Below are 26538 nucleotides of genomic sequence, written 5' to 3' on the forward strand. Positions count from 1 at the left end.
CAGAAGAATGTCAAGAGAGGACACGCATGACTACACGAGCCCGCAGCTCCAGGCCGGGGCCCCGCCGGATCCTGACCGAAACAGAAATCATGGACGCCGCACTCGCCCTGCTTGACGAGGGGGGCGTGAATGCCGCGTCGGTGCGGGGGATTGCAGCCAGGGTGGGGGTGGCTCCAAATGCCGTATACACGTACTTCCCCGACAAAGCGGCGGTCGTAAAGGCTATTGTTGAGCACCTGCTGGGACAGGTCGATCTTGCCGTTTTCTCCGATCGCGGTGTGCCTTGGCGCCAGCGGATCGAGTCTCTGGCACTCGATCTGCGGGAGCGCCTGACCGCGCACCCGGGGGCCGTGAACCTGATGATCGGCGGGCCCATGGACGGACGCCGGGCGCTGGCGTTGAACGAACACCTTATGGAAACGCTGCAGGATTCCGGGCTGGACGCTAAGGAGTCGGCCCGTGCGTCTTACCTGCTGATCGTGTACGTGTTCGGTTCAATAGCCCTGGAAGCGGCAGAGCTCGGTGACGGAGGCAGTATTTCGTCGGAGGCTGAGCGGATCGCCACCCGCTATGAGGGCTTTTCGGCGATACCCGACGATGAGTATCCGCTGTCCGCCGCCGCGGCAAAGATCATGGCCACCTATGTCTCCACCGAACAGTACAGATGGGGACTCCACAAAGTGCTGGATGGCATTGCAGGAGGGGCGCGCGCAGGCCGGTTGATCTGATCCGGATTCCTTCGTCGCGGCACCTCGTGGGCCGCACGCCCTCGTGACGCGGTTACTTTACGCGGAGACGCGGATGCGCTCCACCAAGGACTGTCCGGCTTTCAAGTTCTATGGGGTCCGATCGCCTGTAGTGGAACAGCCAGCGCCCGGAACGAGGACCGCGCTGTTTCGTCCCGGAACGGCGGGGGCAGCGGCTTATGCGTCTTCGCTACCTGAGCACGCCTGTCTCCCAACGTCTCTTGATGGATGTCGCCGATGGACCCGTCGGGCCGGCAGATGAGTGCACGAGGGCCCTGGAATTGACCAGGGCCCCTCGGTCCTTTGATTAGATGTCTTTGTCTGCGTTCCATAGGGGAGTGCGACGCTTAGATGCAATGCTCTCTCAATGTTCACCGGTAGGCGACTTGTCTCGGGGCAGGACTTCGTGCTGACACGGTTGGGAAAGCTATGACAGCTGGCTTGTCGGGACTACGTGGGGAGTCCGGGGCGTGCGGCTGGGTCCAGTGGTCCCTGGTCCAGACGGAAGGGCGGGTAGTCGTCGCGCATGAGTGCGGTGTAGGTGATGGTTCTGTAGATCCATCGGTTGATGCCCATGATCAGGTTGAAGAGTCCGAGGCGGTAGACGCCCGTGAACAGCAGGATCACTGCGGTGATGAAGACGAGCAAGCCCAGGAGAGACATCCCGTTGGTGCCGCCCTCGGTTGAGGAGCTCCATATGCTGCCGGTGAGCACACCGACAATGAGCAGGTGCGGCAGGGCAAGGAGCCAGGACTTGACCAGTACCCGCCAGTGGGAGAGCTTTTCGGCATAGTCCACTTCGAATGTGGCCGGATAGTCTGTGTGCGCAAGTGTGAAGGGCGGGTAGTGATCGGTGCCGAGCACGCCATTGGCGTAGAAGGCAACGCGCCAGTTCCAGCGCATGACGCCGACCGTGAATTGGAAGAGCGAGGCGGGGTAGCGGCCGGTAAACAGGATGGCGACTCCTGCGGCGACGGTTACCACTACGAATGCAATCCCTAGGAAGGCGAGTACGAAGTAGTGGGGAATGGCCAGAAGCCATTTAACGAGCCACATCCAACGTGTGAGATGGGGATCCAGCTGTCCCTCAAGGCGTGCAGGGTAACTTCCTCCGGCTCCGTGGGTTCCCTGCCGGAATGAGGAGAGCATTCTCCTCCCGAGTCCCGCGGCCCCGACGATGATGAGGGCGAGCCCGGCCACGAGCATGGAAAGCCCTACCAGGACCCCGGAGTTGGCGAAGACCGCAAGAGAGCCGGCGGTGAGCAAGTCTCCCATGATCAGAACGAACATGTGGGCCGCACTCATTTTCTCGGGCGGCGGGTTGGATTGTGCGAAGGTTTCGGCTGGGGTGGTATTCATCAGTGTTGATCCTGGGTTTCTGTCTATTTGACGGGATTGATTCGATGTCGCTCGGTGTAAGGAAGGGGCAAGCGGGTTCAGGCTTGTTCCTGAGTTGGCTTTAACGGTGCATCCCTCTGGGGAGGGAGGTGTGTCGGCAAAGATGCCTCGTGGCTTTCAGATGGTGATGACAGTTCTAGTTGGCACGGCCGCGCCGTTTCTTTGTGGTCAATTCGTGTGGTTGTTCAGGTGCTGGTCAATCCGGTTAGCACGGCGCTGACGTTCCAGAGCCGTTCGGCCGAGGCCTCGTCGTAACTGTCCTTTGAGGATTTCCGCGGTTTGCCCTTGGCGAAGAAGCCGCCGCTGATTCCTTCCAGGGCGGGGGAGGAACTCAGTTGAATTGAGGTGGCAGCACCCCGCGCCTCGGTGAGCATGAAGGGCCTCAGTATGGGGACGAACAGCCGCTGTGCGCCACCGGGGTCCTCGGCTCCGAAGCCTGTGCTCACCATTCCAGGATGTAGGGCATTGGCGGTGACTGAGGTGCCTTGGAGCCTTCTGGCCAGCTCGTAGGTGAACAGGAGGTTCGCCAGCTTGGACTGGTTATAGGCTCGGGCGCCGGAATAGTTACGTTCCCCCTGGAGGTCATTGAAGTCGATTCTTCCCATGGCCTGGGCGTTTGATGAGACGGTGACTACACGGGCCGGTGCGCTTTGCTGCAGCCGGTCTAGGAGCAGGTTGGTGAGCAGGAACGGTGCGAGATGGTTCAGGGCGAAGGTGTGCTCGAGCCCTTCTGCCGTGGCATGCCGGGTGTTCCAGTACCCGCCGACGTTGTTTACCAGCACATCGATCCGGGAGAGGCTGCCCAGCATCTCGTCGGCAAGCCGCCGCAGCTGAGCTTGGGAGGATAGGTCGGCGACGAAGACGTCCACCTGACCGCCACCTGCTGCACGGATCTGCCGTGCCGTTTCCTCTGTGCGTTCGATGTCCCGGCCGGTGATAGCCAGGTTGGCTCCCATCATGGCAAGGCCCATTGCGGTCGCCTTGCCGATGCCTCCGGTGGCACCGGTGACGACCACTGTCATTCCCTGCATTGACCTGATGTTCTTGCGTTTCATTATCGTGCTCGTTCCGGGCGGGGATGGCTGGGGTTGGTGTAACTGTTGAATGTTTCTGCGAGGGCTTGGTTCAGGGGAGTGGCTGGGACGCCGAGCCTTGTGGTGATTTTGCTGCTGTCGACGATGAAGGGTTCTTCTAACTGGTACTGCATTTCAAGGAGTTCCTTCACCACCAGGCTGGTGAGGGTCAGGGCACGCAGGAGAAGTGGCGGGACGGTGCAGTGCTGTCCGACCTGGGTCCAGAGCCGTGTTCGCAAGAAAAGGCACCCGACCTTCAGGCCTGCTCCGCTATAGAGATGACAATCTTTCCGCGGGCGTGTTCTTCGGCGAAGTACCGGATGGCCTCCGGGGCGTCGCGGAGTTTGTAGGTACGGTCGATCGCCGGCGTGACCTCGCCGGATTCAATGAGATGGCGCAGCTCATCCAGAACCTCGGTGCCTAACTTCGGCGAGAAGATGCGCAGGTTCTGGCTCACGAACGGTGACAGCGCCAGCGCGCTGATGATGCGGCCCATTGGACCAAATACGGCGCTGCCGGTGCCACTGGACAGGACGAGTGTGCCGGTGCGGGTCAAGGCGCGCCTTAGCTGGGTCAGTGAATGGTTGCCGATCAGGTCGAGGATGACATCGTAGCGGCGCCCGCTCGCGGTGAAATCCTCCTTGGTGTAGTCAATGACGTCGACGGCTCCGAGCGACCGGACCAGTTCTGTATTTCTCGTGCTGGATACGCCGGTGACGTCTGCTCCGAGGGCTTTGGCAATCTGCACCGCATAAGTCCCGACACCGCCAGAGGCTCCGTTGATGAGTACGGTTTGTCCGGACCGAAGTTCTCCTCCATCACGAAGCGCTTGCAGCGCCGTCCTCGCCGCCAGTGGGACGGTTGCCGCCTGCTCGAACGTGAGATTCGCCGGCTTCAGCGCCAGATGTGTGGCGGGGACGATTGCGTATTCGGCGAAAGCACCAGCCTCGACTTCCGCGAACACGTGGTCTCCCAGGCGGAACTGTGTCACGTTCTTGCCTACTGCCTCGACCTGACCGGCCAGATCCTTACCTCTAATGCTCTGCTTCGGTGACCGCCACCCGAAGGCCAGGCGTGCGATTAGCGGGCGGCCGGAGGTGTAAACCCAGTCCGCGTGGTTGACTCCAGCAGCACGCACTCGGATGAGCACCTCGTCCTCGCCGATCATTGGTGCTGGTACGTCTGCGAGGCGCAGCACATCGGGCGAGCCGTACCGTGTCTGCAGAATCGCTTTCATCATTGTGGTTGCCGGTGCGGTCGCCTGCTGACGTGCGGTCGTCGGAGGGCTGGTGTTTTTCATGATTCGGTGCCTTTCGGTCTGTTGGGTGTGCGGTTTTTTTGGGGGGCGGGAAGCTGACTCGGGCCAGTTCTTGTGAAGCCGTCCAAACGCGGTCGGGCTTGGCGGGTTCGGATGCGGCGCTCGAGGGGGCGACCACGGGTTAGGCAGTCGCCAGCACGGGGTTACGCCCCTCGAACGCTTCTCGCTGGAAGCCCTTGATGAGCAGCCACAGGGGCAGTGCGAGCTCGAAGAAGAAGCCGGGCATCGTGAGATAGAGGCCGATCTCGACCCCGAACAGCTCGGCGATGGTTCCAGCGACGTGGCTCGTGTACCCGATCAGGCCCGAAACGGCGAGCCATCGTGGGACCAGCCGGGTCTTGAACAGCAGCGCGCATAGGAAAATTGCGCCGACGCCGAGCGTCATCTGGCCGACCTGGTAGGCCATGCCGTTCAACTCGACCAGGATCGTGCCTAGGGTCGCGGCGCCGGGCTCACCGGCGCGTTCAGACAGCGGGACGAGCATGAGGACCGCGAGGGCGCCGATGCTCAGAAAAACTACCTGTGTGATCAGGGCAGCGAAGTACGTCAAGGCGGTCCGTTTGCTGTGGCGCTCCAGGATCGGAAAGAAGAGAACTGCCTTGGCGATGTCAACCGCTGTGTTGAGGAGCATGAGGAAGGCTCCAAGGGCGAGCAGCGTTTGAAGCGGGGCAATTGTGTTCAGGAAGTCCGGGCCGTGGACCAGAGAGGCGACGACGGACGAGCCGCTTCCGTAGACGAGGAAGCCGGCCAAGAACAGCCCTCCGAGAATCCGTGAGTGCTTCATGCGGGAGCCGGACAGCTCGCTCGGAGGCGGATCTGCTGGACGGGGGGAGGCGATCGCAGTGGGGGAAGATGTTGCCTGGTTCATCAGATGTCCTTGCGGGTTGGAAGTGACTGTGTATCCAGCGTGCCCGTCATCCTTTACCCGTCGAATCCGGGTAAGTACGTAGCCGGCACTGAAAACCTGGGGCAGTCAGGCCCGATTTGCGTACCCGCTCGGTGTTTCCCGGGATACGGTGCCGTTGCCGCGGGGTGAGTCTGGGACTATGAGTTATTTTTTGGTCGAGATTCCGGTCCCCCAGTCCGACAGGGTCGATGTTGGCCGTGCGATGCGGACCCTCCGAGTGGCTCAGTCGAGGCTGTGGGAGAGAGCGGTCGCCGTTCGCCCTCTGCTGGCCGGAGTGACAGACCAGGAGGGTTGGATGGTCTTCCTGATGGAGGCGGTGACCATTGAAGCGGTGCGCAGTCTCGTATCGCTGGCCTTGCTACCTGCCGGGCGGATCCGCGAGATTCTTTACGTGGCGTTGCCGGGCGCCGGCTGCAGCCTTTCAGGCGACCGGGGGCCGAAACCAGGCACCGATCTTGCTCCTCGAGTTGATGCCGAGCTTGTTGAGGATGTTGTAGATATGCGTTTCCACGGTTCGTTCGGAGACGAATAGGCGGCTGGCGATCTCTTTGTTGGTTAGTCCCTCCGCCGCGAGCTCGGCGATTTGCCGCTCTCGCTTGCTGAGGGGATCGGCCGTCTTGGGTGTGGGGCCGGCGGCGCGGGCCGCCTTTGTTCCAAGTGCGAGTGCCAGGGCGGCGTCATTGTCGAGTTGGGTGCCTTCGCGCAAAGCTCGCGAGTATCGTTCATTGCCGAGTTGAGCGTTCGCAAGCTTCGTGGCCTGCTCCACGAGGGGGCGGATAAAGGGGCTGACGCGGTATCCGCCTTGCATTCGCAGCATGTCAGTGGCCCCTAGAAGCTTGGCGGAGCGTTCCGATTGGCCTGCCATCGAGGCGTTGGCTGCCAGAGCCTGCAACCTGAGCACCAGACCGGGACGATCGTCGAGGAGAATGGTGGTTTTCAGCGCCTCGATCAGGGCCGATTCCGCCTCGGCATAGTCCCCGAGCATCATAGAGGCCACTCCTGCGCTGGTGAGGTGGGTGCTGAGCATGTAGATCTCATGTACGCGCCTACATAGCTCTGCGGCGGCCAGTCCCACCTCGCGCATCCGAACGAAGTCGCCGTCCATTGACGCGATCAGCGCCTCGGATTGGGCTGCGGCGATGTGCGCGATGTCGTTGCCTAGCGCGTCGGCGAGCTCGTGTGCCTCAACTGAGGCACGCCGGGCTGAGGGGAGGTCTGCGTTCATGACGTGCAACGCCGACTCCATTGCCAGAATCCGCACGAGTAGAACATCGTCGCCTCCACCGCGTGCGATTCGGGCGGCTTCAGCCGCCGCCTCCAGGCCCGCCGAGTGGTCACCCTGGGCCACGGCGAGGTAGCTTCGGACGAACAAAGCGCGACCCCTTGCGCTCTCGTCGCTGGCTGGCGCTTCCAGGAGGAGGTCGATCCAGTGGACGCCCTCGCTTACCGCTCGGTTCGTCCAGTACCGGCCCAGGCCGGTCGTCATCTTGAGGCCAACTTCGGCATAGCTGGGGTCTGTCAAGCAAAACCCGAGTGCCCCTCGGATGTTCTCCGCCTCGGCATCGAGTGCCTCGAGGAACGCAAGCGTGGTTTCGTCATCCACTTCGCGGCCGTCCGAGTCAGCTCGGCGGCACATCTCGGCAAAAAACGATAGGTGCGCGTGGCGGGCGAGGCGCTCCTCGCCGGCCTCGCGGAGCCGCATTAAGGCGAAATGGCGCATTGTCTCGTGGAGACGGTAGCGGGCCTGTCTGCCGGTTCGTTCGACGTTGATGAAGGAACGGTCGACGAGAGCGGTGAGAGCATCAAGAACATCTGGCGAGGGGGGCGGCCCGGCAACGCAGACGCGCTCGGCGGCGTCCAACGTGAACGAAGCCGGGAAGACGGACAGGCGTCGCAGCACCATTCGCTCCTCGGAGCCGAGGAGGTCGTGGCTCCAGGCTATCGTTGCCTCGAGCGTTTGCTGACGGGCTGGCCCCGCGGCACTGCCGCCGCTGAGCAGACGGAATGGGTCGCTTAGCCGTCCGAGCAGTTGCTCCACGCCCAGCGTGCGAAGCCGCCCCGCGGCAAGCTCGATGGCCAGCGGGATGCCGTCGAGCTGCCGAGCGAGTTCGACGATGTCCGCAACGTTGTTCTCGGTCAGCCTGAGGTCCGCGCCCGACGCGCCCGCGCGCTCGAGAAGGAGAGCAATCGCCTCAGACTGTGCCGCGCGTTCAGGGACCAGGGGCTCATCGGATTTCGGTAGCGACAGAGGGTCGATGGTCACGACCCGTTCTCCGGCAATTCGGAGAGGTTGCCTGCTGGTCGCGAGAATTCTCAGCTTGGGTGCTTCACGGAGTAGAGAATCAGCAAGCACGGCGCACGCGTCTACCAAGTGTTCGCAGTTGTCCAAGACTAGGAGCATCTCCTTATCCGCGATGTGGTCGCTGAGCCGTGACAGCGGCCAACGGTCCGATTCATCGCGAAGCCCCACCGAGGTCATCACCGCCTGAGGGACGAGCTTCCCGTCATGGAGTCCAGCAAGTTCGGCGAGCCAGACCCCATCGGCGACTCCCCGCTCCAGGTCGGCCGCTGTTCGCAATGCGATGCGTGTCTTGCCCACACCACCCGGTCCGACGAGTGTAACCAGGCGGGAAGAGGCAAGGTTGGTTTTGACCTCCTGTAGTTGGCGCCGCCTTCCGATGAAGCTGCTGATCTCTGCCGGCAGGTTGCCTCGGCGGCGCTGTCGGGCGTCGCGGCTAGCTCGTTTTGAGGAACCTGCCACGTTCCCCAACCGGAGCCCTTGGGCCGCCTTAGCCAGATCCCCCGCTGAGGTGGGGCGGTCCGACGGATTCTTCGCCATGCAGGAGAGCACGAAGTTGCGCACCGCTGCCGGTACCTGCGAGGGCAGATCAGGCGGGGTCTCGTTCATGTGCGCCAGCGCGATCGCGACTGGCGATAGGCCGGTGAACGGGCGCCGCCCGGCAAGGGCCTCGTAGGCCACGATGCCGAGAGAGTAGATGTCCGTTGCCGGCGAAGCAGGGCGGCCGCTCACCTGCTCCGGGGAGATGTATTCCACGGTGCCCATCACTTGTCCGGCAGATGTCAGAGGCACCTGGTCGGTGAGGCGAGCGATCCCGAAGTCTGTGATCTTCACTCGACCGCCAGGAGTGATGAGGAGGTTTCCCGGTTTGATATCACGGTGCGTGAGCCCTGCTGCATGCGCGGCCTGCAAGGCGGACGCGGTTTGCGCGACGATGTCGAGCACCCGGTCAGTAGGGAGGGATGACTCCCGATTGAGAACCGCGGCCAGCGTCTCGCCGGGCACCAGCTCCATGACGAGGTACGCGGTGTTCTCCAGCTCGCCATAGTCATGGACGATGGCTATGCCCTCATGATTCACCAAGGCGGCGTTCCGCGCCTCCACGCGAAAACGCTCGAGGAAGCCTGGAGTGCCGACGTATTCGTCTTTGAGGATTTTGACCGCGACTGTGCGGCCGATGAGTAAGTCAGACGCCTCCCACACATCTCCCATGCCACCAACCGCGACATGCTTCGATAGCTGGTAGCGGTCACTCAGAACAAGGCCAGCAGTCAGCCTCATCGAGTCAGCACCGACTTAGCCAGGCCACGCAGGGCGAGCACCAGTCATAAGATGTCTGCTGACCATCGCTGTCGGACACCGGTCTCCTTGCAGATTCGTTGGAGCGAGTCCCTTCTGAGCCGATGGGAGCATCCTCAACAGCTCGACTGGCGAGGTCACAGCCTTTGCTTCCAAGCCCAATGTTCCCGCTACACGACTGGAAAGACAACAGCCAGAACAAGCAACGGGATAGCCTGCCCCTCGGAGGCCGATGCACAACCAACGGGCAACGGTGGCGTCACGGGCGCAGGGGTTAGCGGCAAAACTTACGCTCATTTAGGCACCCCAGGCAAGTTCTAGGGCTAGCGCCTAAGGATCGAGGCGACACGAGGCAATCACCTACGTGATTCTCCCATCTAACTGGAGCAGAGACTAACTGGTATGCACGGATGTTGGTGAGCCGGGAGTAGATGACCTCAAAGATGACACTGCTGTCCGAACGCCTAGTGCCGAGCCTGTCTTCCCACCCCCATCCCGTTAAGCTTGTGTTATGTCCGGGGATACGATCGGCTGGCTTGAGCGTGACGCTGCAGAGCGGAAAGTGCTAATCAACGCAGCAGAAGAGAGCTATGTGCGTGAGTTGCTGCCAGCTAGCTTCGTGATTACGAAGGACGGGAAGCAGGAAGACGAACCGGCGCTCCCGCTTACAACTGCTCGCAGCACGCTTGTTCGATTGATCATGATCACCACCGGGCTGGTTGGTACGTACATGGCAGTCGGCATGCTCTTTGGCCTCTGGGGTCCGGTATCGCCGCTGGCCGGATTCGGTGCCCTGGTCCTGGCCATCTGGGAGTTCGGGATGGGCATCTGGCTGGTCCTCAGGGGATTCAACCACGACGCCGTCGCCAGGCTCACTGCAACAGGTACCGGCACGGGCGGGGGAACGGTGCGATGAAAGCTGCCGTGTACCGCCGCTTCGGCGGCCCGGACGTGGTCCGGCTCGAGGAACAGCCCAAACCCACCCCGCGGCGCGGCGAGCTGCTGGTCAAGGTCCAGGCAACCACTGTCAGCGCCGCCGACTACCGGGCCCGGACCAAACACGTTCCAAAAGGGCTGAAGCTTCTCAGCTCGCTCACCCTCGGGTTTATCACCCCGCGCATCCCGGTCCTGGGCATGGACATCGCCGGCATCGTCGAATCAGTCGGTCCCGACGTCGCCCGCTTCAAGCCCCGCGACGAGGTGATCGCGATGCTGGGCGGGACATTTGGCGGCCACGCCGAATACGTCACCGTTCCCCAAGACGGGGCCGTTACAGCAAAGCCGGCGAACCTGACGTTCGAGGAATCCGCGGCGCTGGTCTTCGGCGGGATCACCGCCCAGGCGTTCCTCGGCAGGACCGGCATAGGTCCGGGGACGGCGGTGATTGTCAACGGGGCCTCGGGCGCCGTCGGGACCGCAGCCGTGCAGCTCGCAAACCTCGCAGGTGCCCACGTCACGGCAGTGTGCAGCGGCGTCAACGCTGACATGGTCCGTTCCCTTGGCGCCGGGACGGTTATCGACTACACCAAGGAAGACTTCACCCAGGCAGCGGCTGCCTACGACGTCATCGTGGACTGTGTCGGCAACGTACCATTCCGGCGATTGCAGCCGCTGATCAAGCCCGGGGGAGCCCTGCTGTCTGTCACTGCCGACCTCATCGGGGTTCTGGCCGCAGGTCTGCGCTCACGCCGGACCGGGACGCACATCACCGCCGGCAACGTCCCGTTCACCGCTGCTGACCTCGCCCGAATCGCACAGCTGGCAGAGGCAGGACAATTCCGCCCCGTCATCGACCGCGCCTTCGACCTCACCGACATCGCCCAGGCACACCGGCACGTCAGCACAGGCCGGAAAAGAGGCAACGTCGTCGTGCGAGTCGCTGTTCCATCCACGCGCCAGTCGTCGGGCGAAATCAGGTAACGCCTTTCCATTCTGGCAGCCCTCAAAGTGCCGTGAACCTATACTTAGCTCTCACGACCAGGATCTAGACAAGGCAGAGAAGACAGCAACAGGCGGACCCCACACTTTTCCAGACCGCCTTAACCACGGAGGACGCACATGACAGACCTTGCCCAAGGCATCGAGCAGTTCGCCGTGACTCAGAAGCTCACCCTGATGGTGAACCGGTACGAAATACGTTCCGTGGCCGGAGACGGGCAGCCTGGGCACCTGCTCGCCGTCGCCCAGCAGAAGCGGGCCGCTTTCAAAGAGCAGGTGACCTTCTACCAGGACGAGTCAAGGACCCTAGCGCTTTTCTCCTTTAAGGCCCGGCAACGCCTCGACCTCGGCGCCACATATGACGTGCTGGACGCTGGTGGACAACCGATCGGCAGCTTCCGAAAAGACTTCGGCAAGTCGCTGCTGCGGTCGACCTGGCACCTGGAAGCCTCCGGAGTCACAGTCACCGGAAGCGAACGCAGCCTCGGCGTCGCCATCGGCCGGCGCATATGGGAAGCGACACCCCTCGGAGACGCCATCCCTTCGCCCTTCCGCTTCCACTTCGACTTTGTCGACCCGAACGGAGAAGTGCTCATGACATCAGAACGGGGACGGTCCCTGCGCGACCGGTACCTGATCACCCTCCCAGGCGCACGACTCGACGGCCGGGTTGCGGCGGCGATGGCGGTCGCGCTGGATGCTCTCCAGTCCCGATAGAGCCGCACCGGCGCCCGATCAGAGAAGACTCCGCCTCCACCTGTTGCCTCATGTCAATAGGTCCGGGAACCGTGAGTCGTTGCCTCAGGGCGAATGTTTCCCTAGACTCCAGACAGGGATGGCAGGGGAGGCGGAATGACTGACGACCAGAGGACCGCGCGGATCTTCGGAGTCCTGTTCATCATCACGTTCCTCACCTCGATTCCTGCGGCGCTTCTGTTTGCGCCGGTTCTCGAAGACCCTGCTGGCTACTTCGCGGGTGGCGGGAGCGACACGCAGATCTATCTGGCCGCATTCCTGGAGTTTCTGCTGATCATCTCGAACGTCGGAACAGCCGTCGTTCTCTACCCGATCGCGATGCGCCGCTACAAGACGCTCGCGATATCCTTCGTCGCCGCTCGAATCATGGAGAGTGTTTTCATTGCATCTGGGATCCTGTTCGTGCTCGCGATCGTCGCCCTGCGCCACGAGGCTCCCGAGGCAGCCGACGTCGCTGTCTCATTAGCAGCGCTGAAGGACTTGTCCTTCTTATTCGGCCCAGGACTTATCGTCCCCATCGGGAACGGCCTGATACTCGGCTACCTGATGTACCGCTCTGGCCTCGTCCCGCGACGCATGGCCTGGTTCGGTCTCATCGGAGGGCCACTTCTCCTGATTGGGCAGCTTGGCGTGCTCTTCGACTTGTGGGAGGCAGGAAGCGCGGCGCGCGTCCTTGTCGTGCCGGAGGCCATCTGGGAGCTATTCGTCGGCTTCTACTGCGCTTTCCGGGGGTTCAGGCGGGATAGTCCGATCCTTTCCAGCGAGCCATGACTCTCGAGCCCACACCGGGTTCACGCAGCCCGCGGTCGACCGATGCCCTCCCCAGGCGGTGGCAACGGCTGCTCGCTCTGTCCGGCTTCGCGTTCGCAGTACTCCTCCTCCTCGGTTGGTTCCTGAGCGGTGGCAACACACCGGACTACACGGCCACCGACGAGGACTGGAGGACTTGGGCGGGCGAGGTTGGGCCGAGGAGCGGCATCGGTGCGTCCCTCATCCTTTTTGGAGGCGTCGCGTTCTTGTACTTCGTGGCGACCATTCGAAGCACACTGGGGAGCGCGGAGCCGACGGTTCGCTGGTCCGGGACGCTAGGTTACGCCGCGTTCGGGGGGGCTCTCGTTGGCATCGCGGGCATCGGGATGGCCCTCGTTAACGTCGCATCCGCGACCAGTAGGGGTGCCGACGCGGATCCGGTCGCCATTAGAGCGGTGGCAGCCGCGTCCGCCGGCCCGTACCTGGTTGCCGCGATGGGCTTTGCCGCCTTCCTAGGCGCCGTCGGACTGTCGACACTGCGAAGCGGTTCCTTCCCCCGTTGGACCGGAGTCGTGGCACTAGTCGGGGCGGTCGCTTTCCTCATCACGTTCTTGACGGCCGTCGTAGGCCTCGGTAAAGACAGCGTGTTCGGGTACGGCTTTCTTCCTGGCATCCTGGCACTGGTGGTCTGGTCGATGGCCACGAGTATTGCTGAATACCGTGCAGTGCCGCCCTCCACACGCGGGCCCGCCCCACGAGAAGCCGAGGGGTAGACCGACCCCGAGACGAGAGAGCACGCGTCATGTCAGTGCCCGGCGTCGGAGAAGCCATTCTGCACAAGGTGCTCCTCCACGACAGGAACAATTCCGTAGGGCAACCCTCGCCGAGGACCTCGGCGGCGGCAGTGCACTCAAAGCGCTCGTGATCGAGGCCATCAACGAGGGCCTGCGCACACACCGAGAGCGACGTTAGCGCATCGCGGAGGACCGCCCCCAGCTGCTGCAGATCCTCCGTGCCCGGCAACGCCAGGGCGGAGGCAGTAGCTGACACGACTCTGCTTGAAGTCCGCCAGGTGATGGCGAGTGGACTACCGGCGCGGACTCTCCGGCTCTCCTGTGTAGTGTTAGCTGGCAGCCTCGAGCCTCTGCGGACTTCTGGTCGGTCTTCCTGAAGCACGTGGCTAGCCTCGAGCCGCCCACCCATCTCATGTTTCAACATTTGTCGGTCGGTCTTCTAACAGGTGGGCTCCCGCAAGGACCTGATCGCCGCCCGCTCACTACCGGACGATGGGCTTGATCGTCACGCCAGTTCCATCGTTGGATAGCACGAAGACGCCGTTGACCAGCGAAAACGCAGTACCAAGGCCACCCACCTCCTAAAACAACTTTCACTGGCGTGACCACAAGACCTCCGTGCCACCAAAGTTGATATAGGAGGTGGGTACCAAAATCCCCGGGATTACGCGGGTTTCGGCCTATTTGTGCACATCTTTGTGGCACAGCAAAGACCCACCTCATTAGTAACGTTGGTGCCCTCTTTTCCGGCCGTCGCGGGCGTGAGGGAATGAGCTCGGAGGCGTCCTTGCTGCATGCGATTGAGGACCTCGCCAGGGTGTTTTTCGTCTAATCCAGCCCATCGACCGTGTAGGGGTGGCTGGGGCTCATCGAGTTGTGACGGGCAATCGAACTGGTCGCACGAGACGCAGTCCAGGTCCTCGAGCGTGGTGAGATCCTTTCGCTGCGCGCGGGCCGCGACTAAGAGGGGTTGGGGGCGGATTCGTTGATCTCGAAGCTGAGTTGGTCCTCGACGAGCCGGCCATCGTAGGCCTGGGCTTTGGTGGTCGGGGAGCACGGTACTGCCTCCGGCCCTTCGTGTCCCGCAGGTGGGGCACGTGAGGTACCACTCGTCCGAGCCATGTATCTTGATCATTCGGCCGACGTTCTCGTCACGGGAAGGGCACCACGCTTTCAGGTCCTCTTCTTTCTGGGGGATCGCTTCTTTTCTTCCTACGATGTCCAGGTCGTCGCTGTTGCTCATGGACACGAGCTATGCAGGACCCCTGACAATCAATTCTTGTCGGTGCGAGGCGGCAGGATAGTGGTCATGCCGTCGTTTCCGATCCGATCCGCTGCACCAGAAAAGGCTGTCCCTCCTGGCCGGATCGGATATGACCTGGACACGGACGTTTTGCTGTTGCATAAGATTCAGACGATCAGACGCGCCCCCAGTCGGAAAGGCTCGCCCGGTGCGAGTGGCGCGGATGCGCTTGGGGTTGACCACGACGTCCCGGAGCGTGTCCGGGTCGGCGTTGAACGGAGCGAACTCGGGGGAGTCCACCGAGCCCCAGTGGTGCGGGAGCAAGTCCGCGTCGGGATAGGCATTGGCCATCTCGACCGCGCCGTCGAAGGTGAAGTGCCACTCACTGTCTGAGAAGTCGAACAGTAGCGCGTCCGGAGTCGGCATGGTCAGATGGTGTTCGCGGATCAACCGTGAATCCCCTGGTGCCCAGATCACGCCGTCAAGGGTTTCGATCCAGAAGCCACACGAGTCCTCATCATGAAAGGTACGCTGCCCCGGCTGGGGCGCGGCATTCTGCCAGGCATGGTCGGCCGGCGTGACCGTGACCCGGACCCCACCGACGGAGAAGGCATCGCCGATACCGTGGCCATCGGCGGGCATGCCACGCTCGTGCATCAGATCGGAGACGTAGCGGGTCGAGTGGAACCGCTGGGTGACTTCATTCAGGGCCGTACATGTCGGCACGCCGAAGTGGTCATTGTTCGCGTGAGTGACCAGGATCCCATCGAGTCGGGGGACGTCTGCCGCTTGCAGCGGGAAGTCGATGAGCACGGATGTCGAAGTCCTGGAGTAGCGGGTCGAAGGCCAGCAACGTTCCTCGTGCGTTGATCAGAAATCCGGCCATACCGAGCCAGTAAAGGACGGTGCCGTGTGGGTCGTCGAAGGCCTCGGCCCGAATCGGCACCGTTGGCGGGGCCATGGCCTGCCCGCGGGGGCTGCGCCGGATCGGTGTGCGCGGATCGTTCATTAAGTCTCCTTGGGACAATTCTGGGGTGCAGCGGGTGCTTCTCCGATCGAGTCGGGGAGTGGGCACACGCCGATTTGCTAACGAAGCGAACAGCCCCCTGTACAGGCCCGAGAACGGCAAAGCGCTCCAGCGATGGAAGACCCGCTGGCAGGAATCACGCGACTTTATCCTGGAGCATCATCGACTGCCTGCGACCAGGGCCGCGGGAGCGCAGGAGGCACGGTCGGCTTCTTAGGTCGTGTCTGTTAATTGTGTACTCGGTGGAATGTGACCACCGCGGTGAGTAGCACGCCGCCGAGGAATGTGGTCGCCTACTTGTCGTAGCGGGTTGCGATTCCGCGCCAGTGTTTGAGGCGGTTGAAGCCGCGCTCAACGGTATTGCGTTCCTTATAGGTTGACGGATCGAAGGCTGGGGGCCTGCCTCCGGCCGAGCCTTTGGCCTTCCGTCGTTCGATTTGATCTGAGCGCTCCGGGATGGTGTGCCTGATCCGGCGGGAGCGTAGCTCGCTGCGCGTCGAGGGATGGGAATAGGCCTTGTCGGCCAGTAGCCGGAACTGCGTGCCGTGTTGGATCTTGTGCGCGTCCAGCAGTGGCAACAGTTGCGGATTATCACCGGCCTGGCCGGGAGTCAGCAACATCGTGACCGGCGCGCACGCCCGGTCGGTGAGAGCGTGGATTTTCGTTGTCAGTCCGCCTCTGGAGCGTCCGATCGCGTGGTCAGCCGGCTCGTTGAGCAGAAACTTGTAACTCGACCGTGCCCCCTGTGTGGTCCGGATCGACCTTCAGCTTCGGCGCTCCGGCTGCATGCTGATGTGCCCGAACACTCGTCGAATCAACGGAGAGCAATGACTCCAACTCCATGCCTGCGCCCCGGTTGCCGCCTTCACCGCAGCGAACATCCGCTCGTAGCATCCGTCGGCAGACCAGCGCCGGTGCCGTTCCCACACCGACTGCCAGGCACCGAACTCAACCGGCAGATCACGCCACGGCGACCCGGTGCGAAAGCGCCAGCAAATGCCCTCCAACGTCAAACGGTGATCATTCCACGGACGCCCCCGCCGGCCCTGTGCCGTCGCGAGAACGGGCTCAAGCACCGCCCACAATTATCTGAAACCACATTCGAACGAACCATCCATCCAGCCTCGAACATCGGACGCCGAATATTTAGCAGACACGCCCTAGTCCACCGTTCAGCGCCAGAAAGCATCGCGCGGCCTTCTTGTGCAGGCTCAGCTTGAGTTGTTGGACCAGCTTCCCGGTTGGCGACGATCGGCGCGAGCCCACGAGGAAGCACAGCGTTGGAACTCACGGCTGACTGAGGTCGCTGCGCTCTTTGCCATCGCACAGCGTCTGCCGAGCCTGCACGAACCCCAAGATGAGACCGAGCGCGTGCTCAGCGCCTGGATCCACTCGCAACGGCAAGGACTCAAGGCAGGCTCACTGTCCAAGGACAAGGTGGCCCTGCTCGATGAATTGGTACCGGAGAGGCGTAAGGATCAGCGCCGCCGCGAAGCAATGGCGCAAAGGGAATGGCGTCCCCAAGGATGATCACGCAGGTAGGTCGATACTTGGACCGCGCCGGCCAACTCAAAGAAGACACGCGTTGGTGAAAGCTTCAACGGCGTAATTCCGGTCTATGTACGTGATCTCGCCAAGGAGCATGAGTTTAGTGTCGTATCGGCCATGTAACGTGCTCAACATGAGTACTGAGCATCCTGAGGAACACCCGCGCGACGCAACGGTGACGGACGATTCGCCAGGAATTGACACGGAAGATGCGACTAGCGGATCTGAGGGTCAGAAGTGGGATCTCTTCTCGATTCATTCGCTACGGCCAGCATTCGACCCCGCGAGCCATGAGCTGTACGTCCAATACCTCAAAGGCGAACTCGACAAGCCCGCTCGCAAGGCGAAGCGCCACAGTGAGGAAGCAGAGGTTGAAGAACTGCGGCCGTGCAACATCGCGCTGACCGGCAGCTACGGCTCTGGCAAAAGCAGTATCTTGAGCAAGGTTGTTGAAGACTTCAGCGGTCGCCTGGTGAGTGTTTCGTTGTCGACGCTCGGAAACGAGGAAGTCGCTACACGTGACGATTCGGCGAAGAAGGACCCGTTGGCAACGCCGGCGATAACGAACGCCATCCAGAAGGAGATCGTCAAGCAACTACTGTATCGAGAGAAGCCATCTAGCGTTCCTGGGTCTCGATATCGACGGATCGAAGGCTTTCGGCGAGGGCGTGCATTTGGGTTTTCGGCCCTGCTTGCCTCAGCTCTCACGGCGATCGCACTGTTGACCGGAGCGACCTCCAAGGTTCAGTCAATCTTCGACAACGCCTTATGGCCGGCCATACTCATCTATGCCGGTGTCTTCATGCTCGTGCTCGCGATGGCGCAGGGATTGCAGGCGCTCTTGCACAACAGGGTATGGATCGAGAAGCTCACGTCCGGACCGGCCTCCATCTCGCTCACCGACAATACGGGCAGCTTCTTCGACCAGTACCTCGACGAGCTCGTCTACTTCTTCGAAGCGAATCCCTACGACGTCGTCGTCTTCGAGGACATCGACCGCTTCAACGACCCCTACATCTTCGAGACGCTGCGCGAATTAAATACGTTGCTCAACAACTCAAAGCAGATCGCTCCCAAGCGAATCACGTTCGTGTATGCCATCAAGGACAGCATCTTTGAACAGCTTGGGAAGATATCGATCAACGGCGTCAAGCTGTCCGCGCAAGAGATTCAGCAACTGGCCGTTACCAACCGGACTAAATTCTTCGATGTTGTCATCCCGGTCGTTCCCTTTATTAGCCATCGTAATGCGCGCGACTTGATTGCAAAGGAGATGAAGTCGTCCGGCTTTGAGATCGGAAAGCCGCTTCTCGATATCTTGTCCGCGTATCTGGTGGACATGCGACTGATCAAGAACATCCACAACGAGTTCGGCATCTTCGCTCAAAAAATCCTCGCGCCCGGTCACCTGGACGAGCTCCAGCCGCAACCGTTGTTCGCAATGATCGTCTACAAGAATCTCAGCATGACGGACTTCGAGAAGGTCAAAGAGGGTACGAGCCGTCTCGACGACGTTTGGACAGATTTTCGGAAGCTAGTCAACACTCAGATTGCTTCTGCGGAGCAGGAAGCTCGCCTTGCGCGCTCGAGGAAGCGGAAGCTTGAACTGATCGAGTCTCGCGCAGAAATACTTGGTAACGGACTCGAAGAGTATATGGACAGGTTGCTGCGATCCGCGGGTCAGTCCTTGGACAAGGCGAGCTTCACACTGTCGACCGCCATCACCTTGGCTCAGATTCGTGAATCCGCCTTCTGGAAATCGTGGCTTGAGGACGAATCACTCGCGCTCAAGCTCGAGTATCAAATCAATGTTCAGGTCCAGTATTATCAGGATCGGGTCAAGTTTCAGCTCAATATCACGTTGGACGACCTCCGCAAGGAACTCAACGATTCACTGAATCTCGAAGAGTGGGAAACAGCAGATGCAAGAATGCTGCAGAATACTATCGATAAGTCCATTGAGCTGCGGGAATTCTTAAAAACAGCGACGATGCAGCAACTAGCTGAGCGACACGACATCGTCCTCGATTCCGATCATGGAATCGAATCTTTCTCTGCTATCGCCGAGCGGCACCTCGGTAAGGGGCTGACCCTTGATCTGATCAAAGCCGGTTATATCGACAGAAACTTCAGCTTGTACGTCTCCCTCTACTACGACGACACCGTGACAGCCCAAGCTAGGAACTTCATCCTTCATTCAGTCGATTCGGGCACAGTGGACATTAACGCCGAGATCGGAACCGGACCACAGATCGCAGCAATGCTTGACGAAGTTGGCGACGGGATCTTCAACGAGCGAAGCATTTACAATATCCAGTTGCTCGACCACCTCTTAGCGAGCGGAGATGCGAGACTCGATCGCTCGATGCCGCTGATCGGCGGAGACCGCGAAGAAGATTTCGCGATACGAACTGCCTACTTCGCGAGCGGTCATGAGCAGGCGGCACTTGTCGAACGCCTCGCGCCAAGTTGGACAGGCATTCTCGAGTTCTTGGTTACTGACGAGTCTGTCGCTGAGGGAGAGCGATCTGATCTTCTTGACATCGCCTTCTCTGTGTTGTCCGCCAAGCACCACTACTTGACGTCGCCAGTGGTCAGAGACTTCATCCAGTCGAACTATTTGGAGGTGAAGGCCCTGGTCGGTGGACGCGACGTCATCTCCCTCGAAACAGTGGTTGCAGTCCTGAAGGACGCAAGCGTTACATTCGCTTCTCTCTCTTCCTTGTCGGCGGTGCTTCGACCGTTGGCTGTCGAGAGCTCGCTGTATGAGATGACCGATGCGAACCTGACGGCAGCGATTGATGGCGAGACCAATCTCGCACTGGACATTCTCCGCTCGGCCAGCGAGAACGTCTTCGAATACGCGGCAGACAATCTCTCGAGCTATCTGGACATTCAAGCGAACTCGGAGTCAACCAATCACACAATCGCGAGCCATAAGAATTTCACTGAAATCCTCAACAGGCTGGCGAACAAGAACCTGGATGAGGTGCTGAAGGTCGCCGAAAGGTCCTCGGGAGTCATCGTCAACACGATCGCGAACCTGAACGAGAAGCTCTGGCCCATCGTCGCACAGACAGGAAAGCTTGCGCCAAATTACAGCAATGTGGCGAGCTACATCGATAAGCGAGGCAGCATCGACATGCAGCTTGCCGCAACGCTGAGGTCCGCCGATGAAATCACCAAACTCGAATCAGTCGATGAGTCGAACAAGATCAGCTTGGCGCTGACGCTGCTCACAACCAATCAGTTGAATTATGAAAAGCGGGTGCAACTTGCAGTGAGCCTCGGGCTCCAAGCCCCATTGCCGATAGAGGACCTTGACCTTGGTGGTGAAGACGTGGGGATGGCTGGCGCAGTCTTGGCCGCAGGCCTGGTCGAGGATTCGGCTAGAGCGTTTGCGGAGCTCGCCACAGCTTCTTGGCCGGTGAAGAGTTCTTACATTCAGTCGTCAGAAGATTTTGTTGACTACGTCCGGTCGCTCGATTTCTCTGCGGATGACTTTGCTTCCCTTGCGGAGGACAAGAGCATCTCAGATGAGATCAAGAAAACAATAGTGCTCAATCTGAGTGACTTTGAATCGTCAACGGGACGAATGGCGCTCAATGAACTGGCCCGCTTCGCTTTGTCAAAAGCCCTCACAGTGGGAGCTGCGAATCTACTTGTAATGGCCTCCGCCGGCGTCGACGCGAGCTCCATTGTGCAGCTGATCGCGCTCGAAATTGATTCGCTGGTGCTTGACGACGTGCTTGCAATTATGCACCTCATGCCAGAGAGATACCGAAAGCTGGCCACAAACGGCGGTCACACGAAGCTCCCGTTTACTCAGGCAAACCTCAAGCTAGCGGATCGTCTTGTGGCTGTCCGTCAGGTGAGCAGTCGTGAGACCAACCCGACCGGTTCGGAGTTCAGAGTCAACCTCCGACGCGGATAGGGTGTGGCCAGCCTTCAAGGACCGGCAGATGCTTCAGAACTCCGTGACGGCCGCAGTTGACTAGAGGAAACCGTTCCCGGCGACCGTTGGTTGAGTATTTTTGTGTCAACTCCAGTTGGAGCCGCCCCGTTGATACGAAGTCGGTGTTGTTTACCAGCGTCCAGGACTGGTTGCGGGAATTGTATTTGGAGATGTATGGCCTTGCGGATCCGCCGTTCGGTGGGAGTTCCGGCATTTCCAACGGAACGGTGGTTGAGCCGATCGTGATGGCGGTGTCGCCATCCAAGGTTGTGGGTCTCCGAGTGTCGGTGCGTTTGTGGCTCGACGGGAGCGTGACTTCGTAACCGCGGGCTGTGCTTTCCGTGGCCAGTCCGTGCAGCAGTTTGGCTGCCCGGGCGACGTGCTCTTTGGACACAGCCTTTGTGCTGTCTCGGAACACTTTGGCGACCGGGTGATATTTTCCCACTGAGTCGGGAATCGGGACCGGGCGCTCGTGGACATCATCAGGGAAATGACGCGCCCAGCGTGCCTCGTACTTTGGGCTCTGCCACGATCCGACGCTCGTTATCTCGAGCTTCTAGCCTTTCGGGCGCAGTGCTGACTTCATAACTCCACGGATCAGGGCATCGTTCACTGCCGTGGCGAGTTCGTCGATCTCGCGCTCCCGGCCCGGGCGCTGGACATCGGACAGGGCCTCAATCCCGCCCTCTACATACCAGATTGCGCCACTTCAAAACCGTGGGTGCCGAAAACCCGGTCATCTTCTCGATCTGGACATTCGGCATCCCGTCGGCAGCCAACAACACCGTGCGCGCACGCAGGGCCACTGTCGCAGTGGATGCTTTCCCACGAGTCAGCGCCTCCAGGACTCCTCGGTCCCCGTCACGCAATTCCAATGCCCTTGCCCGATAAACCATGGATCAAGTCTGACAAACACTCAGACCCAAAGGAATCAACGACACGCTACACTAGGGCGTGGCCGGCGGCGTCAGTGCAACGTCGATGGCGGACTCGACGGCGTCGCGGTGCTCATCGTTCAGTTGGACAAGAAGCGCCAAGGCACGGTATATCAAGCAACGGCCTACGCCGTGCCCTTCATCGCAGCAGTCGCGGCCGGCGAAGTTCCGGACGGGCTCCGCGTCCCTCTTGTGGCGCTCCTGGGCGACACCGCAATCGGAGGGAGCTGCAAAGCATCCTCACGGGTCTCATGCGGGCTCGTTCGAAGACCACGTAGACGTCCTCGTCACGGAATCGCTCTGCCGCGTCGATGGAACGACTGTCTTCGATCCGAACGCCCAGGCTTGCGGCGCTGGTCAACGCTATTCAGTGAGTGATCCTTCCTGGGGGCTGCCCGACGTGCATCACGGACGAGGCGCAACGCCGGCATCTCCCGGAGGGTCTTGGCGAAGGCGTCGAGCTCGTGTCCTCGGGCGGTGACCCGTTTCCCTCACCGGGGCGGGGTAGAGGATCGTGCCGGCAGGTGGTGCATTTCGTGCCAGCGCGCCTCGACCTGGCCAGATCGACCAGCGCTATCCTCTGGGGTATGGTCACGTACGCCGAGATGGGGGCAGATCCTCCTACGCAGATCTGGCAAGCACTCAGAGCGCTCAGGTCACAGAAGCCAGGGGCCGCGTCAAAGGGTGACCGACTCGCAACTTTCGATGCCGCATTGGAACAGGCTGAACAGCTGTTTATGGCGGCTGTTCAGGCCGGCACTGCCACTCAGCCGATTTTGCTTTTCTATGGCCTATCGCAGATGGGGAGAGCCATCGCGGCCGCATCTCCACGCCTGTCGAACAAGGAGTACAGCCTGACTGGGCACGGCATTAGCGACGGCGGACAGCTGCAGGGGGCTGCCGAGCAAGGTCTCGCCCAACTCATGATCTGCGGCGAGAAGCGAGGAGCGTTTCCAGGTGTCGCAAGAGCCCTCGACGCGTCTCCGATTTCGAAGGCAGTTCCGCTCGGCGATCTGTGGGACTTGTTGCCTTACGCCGAGAGGTTCCCCCTTCCTCATAGAGGAAACCTCAAAAGACTCGATTTGGTCCCCGCGAGTCCGTATGGCGGCGGTTTTGAAGGTGACGAGCGCGTTGAGCTACAGCTACTGCCGCCCGATCTTCAGATGAGCGTCGAGGACCCCAATGTTGTTCCCGGGGAGATTGTCGATAAGGAATGGCAACTCCTGAGGGACTTCCTCGAGAACTACCCGACGCTCAAAGGATGGCAGACGCCGGGCAACATCCAGAGGGTCCCTTACGGTCATGGGATGTCGAACTCACATGGTCGATGGCTGAGCCTTTCGCTGTCCTTTGCACGGCCAGCGGATGGTGTGGAACCTGCTTCAATCCCAGATCGCGCGCCGGCATACCACGGTGCACAGTATGTGTACCCATCTCTCGATGACGGCGGCCAACCAGCCCATCCCTTCATGCTGTGGTGGGCAGTCCTTTATCCGCTCTCACGTCTGGCCCGGTACTACCCGAACGTGTGGATGAAGCTGACCTCCATATCGAACAACCCCCACGCGGCACCAATTGAGTTCATCCTCCGCGAGGCGATCAGGGCAGTCCCCGAGCTGGCACTTCGGGCGCTGAAGCGCTTGTCATGAAAGATCGAGGCTGGCGGTCGGAGCAGGGGGTGGATCCTTAAGCTAAGAGCGTCCGAGAAAGCCAGCCGTCAAATGTAAGAATGCATCATGAGCACTGACGCTGTCATCACTCCAGAAAAGCTTCGATCGGGTGATTCTATTACGATCAAGATTCGTGGAGCCATGGAATTTGCTGGTCAAGCGGTATCCATTGAATTGTGGGCGGCAGACTCGATCGAGATCTCTTGGATAGCAACAGTCCCCTCGAAGCTTGACTCGAAGGGCGATGTCGATCAGCCGTTCGACGGTGTGCAAGTGGCCCGCGAGACTGCGATTTGGGTGAACGCTCTTATTGGCGAGCAGTCAAGTCACGGCTTCGAGCTCGTCGAACCCAGCATTGTCGATTCGTCGGCGCTCAGTGGACCGGAGCGGTCAAGCGAGTCCATGGCGAGAATCGCTAAGGAGCGACTTGAGCGATATGACCATGCGATCGGCGATCGGCAATCCCCAAATGCGCGAGAGCATCGCCTCACCTACGCGATGGACAACGTGCTGCTGAGCACTCAGATGCATTTACCAGGGGTTACTATTCGTCCGATTGATTCGCTGCCTAATGGCTCCGAGGAGCGTCGTCTCCTCGAGCGGGCTGTTGAGCTGGCCGGATGGCACACCACTGTCCCCGAAGATCGCTGGTCACAAGAATTTGGACGCCAGCACCCGTGGCTTGCCATCACTTTTCCCAGGGTGTGGGCCGTCGATTTTCTAGAAGCGGAACTATTGACAAGACAAGTTCGTGATCGAATCCTCGGGCTCTTGGCACTCAGCCGCGGATCTCATGGAAGGCCGGTCGGAGTAGTCATCGAAACACGCGAAGCCGATGATCGAGTGAGTTCCAAAATTCGATTAGAGCTGCCTCGCTATCGGGGAAACCTCGCGGGCGGTGAGTTTGCGGGCGAGAGCCAAACGGCGCTTCTCATTCAAGCCGCAGCCCTAGAGACAGATCCGCTTCTTCAACTGTGCGTTGACCTATTTGGAGAAGCCACAGCCGAAGCCGCGCCCGACGCCAAATACTTCCGCTTGTGGTCAGTCTTGGAGACGCTGGCCACAAGTAGAGTGGCCGGCGGCGTGAGGGTTGCGCTGCCCGATGGTTCATTCTGGGAGAACGGAGCGACGACCGATCAGGCAGCTCCGCGCGTCTACGAATTCATCAACTCGAAGATGGCAGGCATCGAGGTGAGCAGCCTGGTCCACCCTGCGCCTGATCTTCACACTGCAGTCCGAGCCTGGTATGGACGGCGAAATGCGACGGCTCATTCAGGGAGATTCGATCGGTCTGATCCCGGCAATGCAAGGCCAACGGCATTCGCTTATACGGTCCTTACCCCGGATACCGAATATGGGGTCAAGGATCCGTGGCTCGATGCGATGACTCGAACGGTTCAAATGGTTCTGCAGAAGGAGGCTCACGCTATCGGTGAGGACCTCATCTGACACTCCGCTTTGTGTCCGTAAGCCAGTGACCCGCTTTGGAAAAGACGTGGATCTGACCTGGCATGTCGATCCTTCGCCCCTCGCAGCAATTCATTGGATCAGACGCATTCACCGTCTGGAGACGGGGCCGCAACCGGTCAGTTTCAAGGGCACAGTGCGACATCCTGCTTTTCGTCAACAAGCGTCTCGCCCGGGTTGGGCGTGCCCGTATCCCGGCTCCGGCAGAAGGCGTGTCCGTGCCCCAGGTGATGCGGGGTTACGCTATTGCCGCAAGGCTGCCTATGTGCGCCCACCCATTCGTGCATAGCCACCTCCCTTTTGAACGATATCTGGCGAATAATGTGCGGAGGTCGATATGGGTGCTTAATCTGCCACTGGAAGGTATCACCGCATTTCAGAAGGAGATTTTGTACCCTTTGACAGCTTTTATCTCTGGGTGCTTCTCAGCCTCCAGACGACCCAACCAACTACTGATTGTTGGCGATGCACACGCACCGGCGCTGTGCCCACCGGATGCACCCAGGCCGATGATCAGCTCAGCCCGTTATCAGGATGCCGAGCGACGCCAGGGTGCATCCGGATCGGCCAGGGTCTCCAGCATGAGCTGGCACCAGACCTGCGCCGCTCCGACGACCAGGCGGGCGTGCCGCGGGCGCACCTACCGCGGCACCTCCTCGGCTCCGTGGTCGATGCCGACGTTGTTCCTGAGTTCGGTCACGCTCTGGGTGAGGGTGACGAGAGACTGCAGGGCTTGGCGGAGCGCTTTGTCTTCGTCGCTGACCGACTTGGCTGCCAGGCCGAGTGATTCCTGTGCGGCGTTGACGAGGGCAGGTACCTTCGCTGCGCGGGTGTAACTCTTCCCGCGAGCGGTGAGCACGCATTTGGCGGTTGACTCGATCAGCGCCTTGGCGGTGCTCACCGCGAGCCGAGGATCCGTGTCGACGCTGTCGCCGAGCCTGCGGAGGTGGTCCTGGATGGATTGCGGATCGGGCAGGGCGTTGAGCGCGTGCTCGGTCAGCTGTGCTCCGACCCGTCCAAGTCGCACCACGCCGGTGGCTTCGTCGACCTCGAAGCCGTCCTCGCGCAGGATCCGGCACCACTTGTCCCGCAAGCCGTCGTTGGTGCCCCAACTGGCCGCACTGTCGTTGAAAATTTTCTGCAGCACGTCGCTGAAGACGGCCGTCAATCGCTGTACATCGGCGGAGCCGTTCAAATCGAGCGTCGCGAGGTGCCGGCGCATTCGCTCCCGTCGAACGCTCTCGTCGTTTTCGCGGGGCTGCGGCGGACCGAGCACGATGCCCCGATCATCGAACAGAGCGTCGATCTGGCGCAGCGGCATAGCGGTCAGTTCGTCCGAGAGCAACCGCATAACTCGTGGGGTGAATGTTCCCATGTCCGTCTACTTCGTCTCATCTGAGTCGTAGTTCGACACG

18 protein-coding genes and 2 pseudogenes are annotated in these 26538 nt (G+C 60.8%); 10 read left to right on the forward strand and 10 right to left on the reverse strand.

Annotated elements, in window-relative coordinates:
- Window positions 1-26: 26 nt before the first annotated feature.
- Entirely contained in the window at window positions 27-728 is a 702-nt protein-coding gene (locus QF038_RS09750; protein WP_307609966.1) for a TetR/AcrR family transcriptional regulator, read from the forward strand.
- A gap of 468 nt (window positions 729-1196) precedes the next feature.
- Here QF038_RS09750 and QF038_RS09755 read toward each other — a convergent pair whose 3' ends face one another.
- The 7 genes and pseudogenes from QF038_RS09755 to QF038_RS09785 all read right to left on the reverse strand — a co-directional run.
- Window positions 1197-2105 (reverse strand): DUF4389 domain-containing protein, encoded by a 909-nt coding sequence (locus QF038_RS09755; protein WP_307609967.1) that lies wholly within the window; start codon window positions 2103-2105, stop codon window positions 1197-1199.
- Between the two features lie 224 nt (window positions 2106-2329).
- Window positions 2330-3175 (reverse strand): SDR family oxidoreductase, encoded by an 846-nt coding sequence (locus QF038_RS09760; RefSeq protein WP_307609968.1) that lies wholly within the window; start codon window positions 3173-3175, stop codon window positions 2330-2332.
- 23 nt (window positions 3176-3198) lie between these two features.
- Entirely contained in the window at window positions 3199-3456 is a 258-nt protein-coding gene (locus tag QF038_RS09765; protein WP_307609969.1) for a hypothetical protein, read from the reverse strand.
- 17 nt (window positions 3457-3473) lie between these two features.
- Window positions 3474-4517 (reverse strand): NAD(P)-dependent alcohol dehydrogenase, encoded by a 1044-nt coding sequence (locus QF038_RS09770; protein ID WP_307609970.1) that lies wholly within the window; start codon window positions 4515-4517, stop codon window positions 3474-3476.
- A 139-nt stretch (window positions 4518-4656) separates the two neighbouring features.
- Entirely contained in the window at window positions 4657-5403 is a 747-nt protein-coding gene (locus QF038_RS09775; protein ID WP_307609971.1) for a DUF4386 domain-containing protein, read from the reverse strand.
- Between the two features lie 460 nt (window positions 5404-5863).
- Window positions 5864-7921: a LuxR C-terminal-related transcriptional regulator gene (locus QF038_RS09780; RefSeq protein ID WP_307613440.1), complete on the reverse strand. Its 2058-nt coding sequence runs from the start codon at window positions 7919-7921 to the stop codon at window positions 5864-5866.
- Between the two features lie 267 nt (window positions 7922-8188).
- Window positions 8189-9022 (reverse strand): annotated as a pseudogene (locus QF038_RS09785) (serine/threonine-protein kinase); the annotation flags it as partial.
- 529 nt (window positions 9023-9551) lie between these two features.
- Between QF038_RS09785 and QF038_RS09790 the strand changes: the two are divergent.
- The 5 genes from QF038_RS09790 to QF038_RS09810 all read left to right on the forward strand — a co-directional run bounded on the left by QF038_RS09790 (window position 9552) and on the right by QF038_RS09810 (window position 13257).
- A complete protein-coding gene (locus tag QF038_RS09790) occupies window positions 9552-9956 on the forward strand; it encodes a hypothetical protein (protein WP_307609972.1) in 405 nt (134 codons plus the stop codon).
- Window positions 9953-10960: an NAD(P)-dependent alcohol dehydrogenase gene (locus tag QF038_RS09795; protein ID WP_307609973.1), complete on the forward strand. Its 1008-nt coding sequence runs from the start codon at window positions 9953-9955 to the stop codon at window positions 10958-10960. Before QF038_RS09790 ends, QF038_RS09795 begins: the two co-directional genes overlap by 4 nt.
- Window positions 10961-11098: 138 nt before the next feature.
- Window positions 11099-11695 carry a hypothetical protein gene (locus QF038_RS09800; RefSeq protein WP_307609974.1) on the forward strand — a complete coding sequence of 199 codons (597 nt, stop codon included), beginning with the start codon at window positions 11099-11101 and terminating at the stop codon, window positions 11693-11695.
- A gap of 135 nt (window positions 11696-11830) precedes the next feature.
- Entirely contained in the window at window positions 11831-12505 is a 675-nt protein-coding gene (locus QF038_RS09805; protein ID WP_307609975.1) for a DUF4386 domain-containing protein, read from the forward strand.
- Entirely contained in the window at window positions 12502-13257 is a 756-nt protein-coding gene (locus QF038_RS09810) for a hypothetical protein (RefSeq protein WP_307609976.1), read from the forward strand. Before QF038_RS09805 ends, QF038_RS09810 begins: the two co-directional genes overlap by 4 nt.
- 1273 nt (window positions 13258-14530) lie before the next feature.
- On the opposite strand, the gene QF038_RS09815 is transcribed toward QF038_RS09810, so the two are convergent.
- Window positions 14531-15334, reverse strand: a complete 804-nt coding sequence (locus QF038_RS09815) for an MBL fold metallo-hydrolase (RefSeq protein WP_307609977.1) — start codon at window positions 15332-15334, stop codon at window positions 14531-14533.
- A 510-nt stretch (window positions 15335-15844) separates the two neighbouring features.
- A pseudogene (locus QF038_RS09820) lies at window positions 15845-16662 on the reverse strand (IS5 family transposase); the annotation flags it as partial.
- A 110-nt stretch (window positions 16663-16772) separates the two neighbouring features.
- On the opposite strand from QF038_RS09820, the gene QF038_RS09825 reads away from it, so the two are divergent.
- The 4 genes from QF038_RS09825 to QF038_RS09840 all read left to right on the forward strand — a co-directional run bounded on the left by QF038_RS09825 (window position 16773) and on the right by QF038_RS09840 (window position 25105).
- On the forward strand, window positions 16773-17078 hold the full coding sequence (locus QF038_RS09825) for a helicase associated domain-containing protein (RefSeq protein WP_307609978.1): 306 nt from the start codon (window positions 16773-16775) through the stop codon (window positions 17076-17078).
- Between the two features lie 151 nt (window positions 17079-17229).
- Window positions 17230-21030: a hypothetical protein gene (locus QF038_RS09830; RefSeq protein ID WP_307609979.1), complete on the forward strand. Its 3801-nt coding sequence runs from the start codon at window positions 17230-17232 to the stop codon at window positions 21028-21030.
- A 1543-nt stretch (window positions 21031-22573) separates the two neighbouring features.
- Entirely contained in the window at window positions 22574-23635 is a 1062-nt protein-coding gene (locus tag QF038_RS09835; protein WP_307609980.1) for a YaaC family protein, read from the forward strand.
- An 87-nt stretch (window positions 23636-23722) separates the two neighbouring features.
- On the forward strand, window positions 23723-25105 hold the full coding sequence (locus QF038_RS09840) for a hypothetical protein (protein WP_307609981.1): 1383 nt from the start codon (window positions 23723-23725) through the stop codon (window positions 25103-25105).
- 658 nt (window positions 25106-25763) lie between these two features.
- Here the strand turns inward: QF038_RS09840 and QF038_RS09845 are convergent.
- Window positions 25764-26498: an abortive infection family protein gene (locus QF038_RS09845; RefSeq protein ID WP_307609982.1), complete on the reverse strand. Its 735-nt coding sequence runs from the start codon at window positions 26496-26498 to the stop codon at window positions 25764-25766.
- Window positions 26499-26538: the final 40 nt, after the last annotated feature.

The sequence above is a fragment of the Pseudarthrobacter sp. W1I19 genome (assembly GCF_030817835.1).
GTDB lineage: Bacteria > Actinomycetota > Actinomycetes > Actinomycetales > Micrococcaceae > Arthrobacter.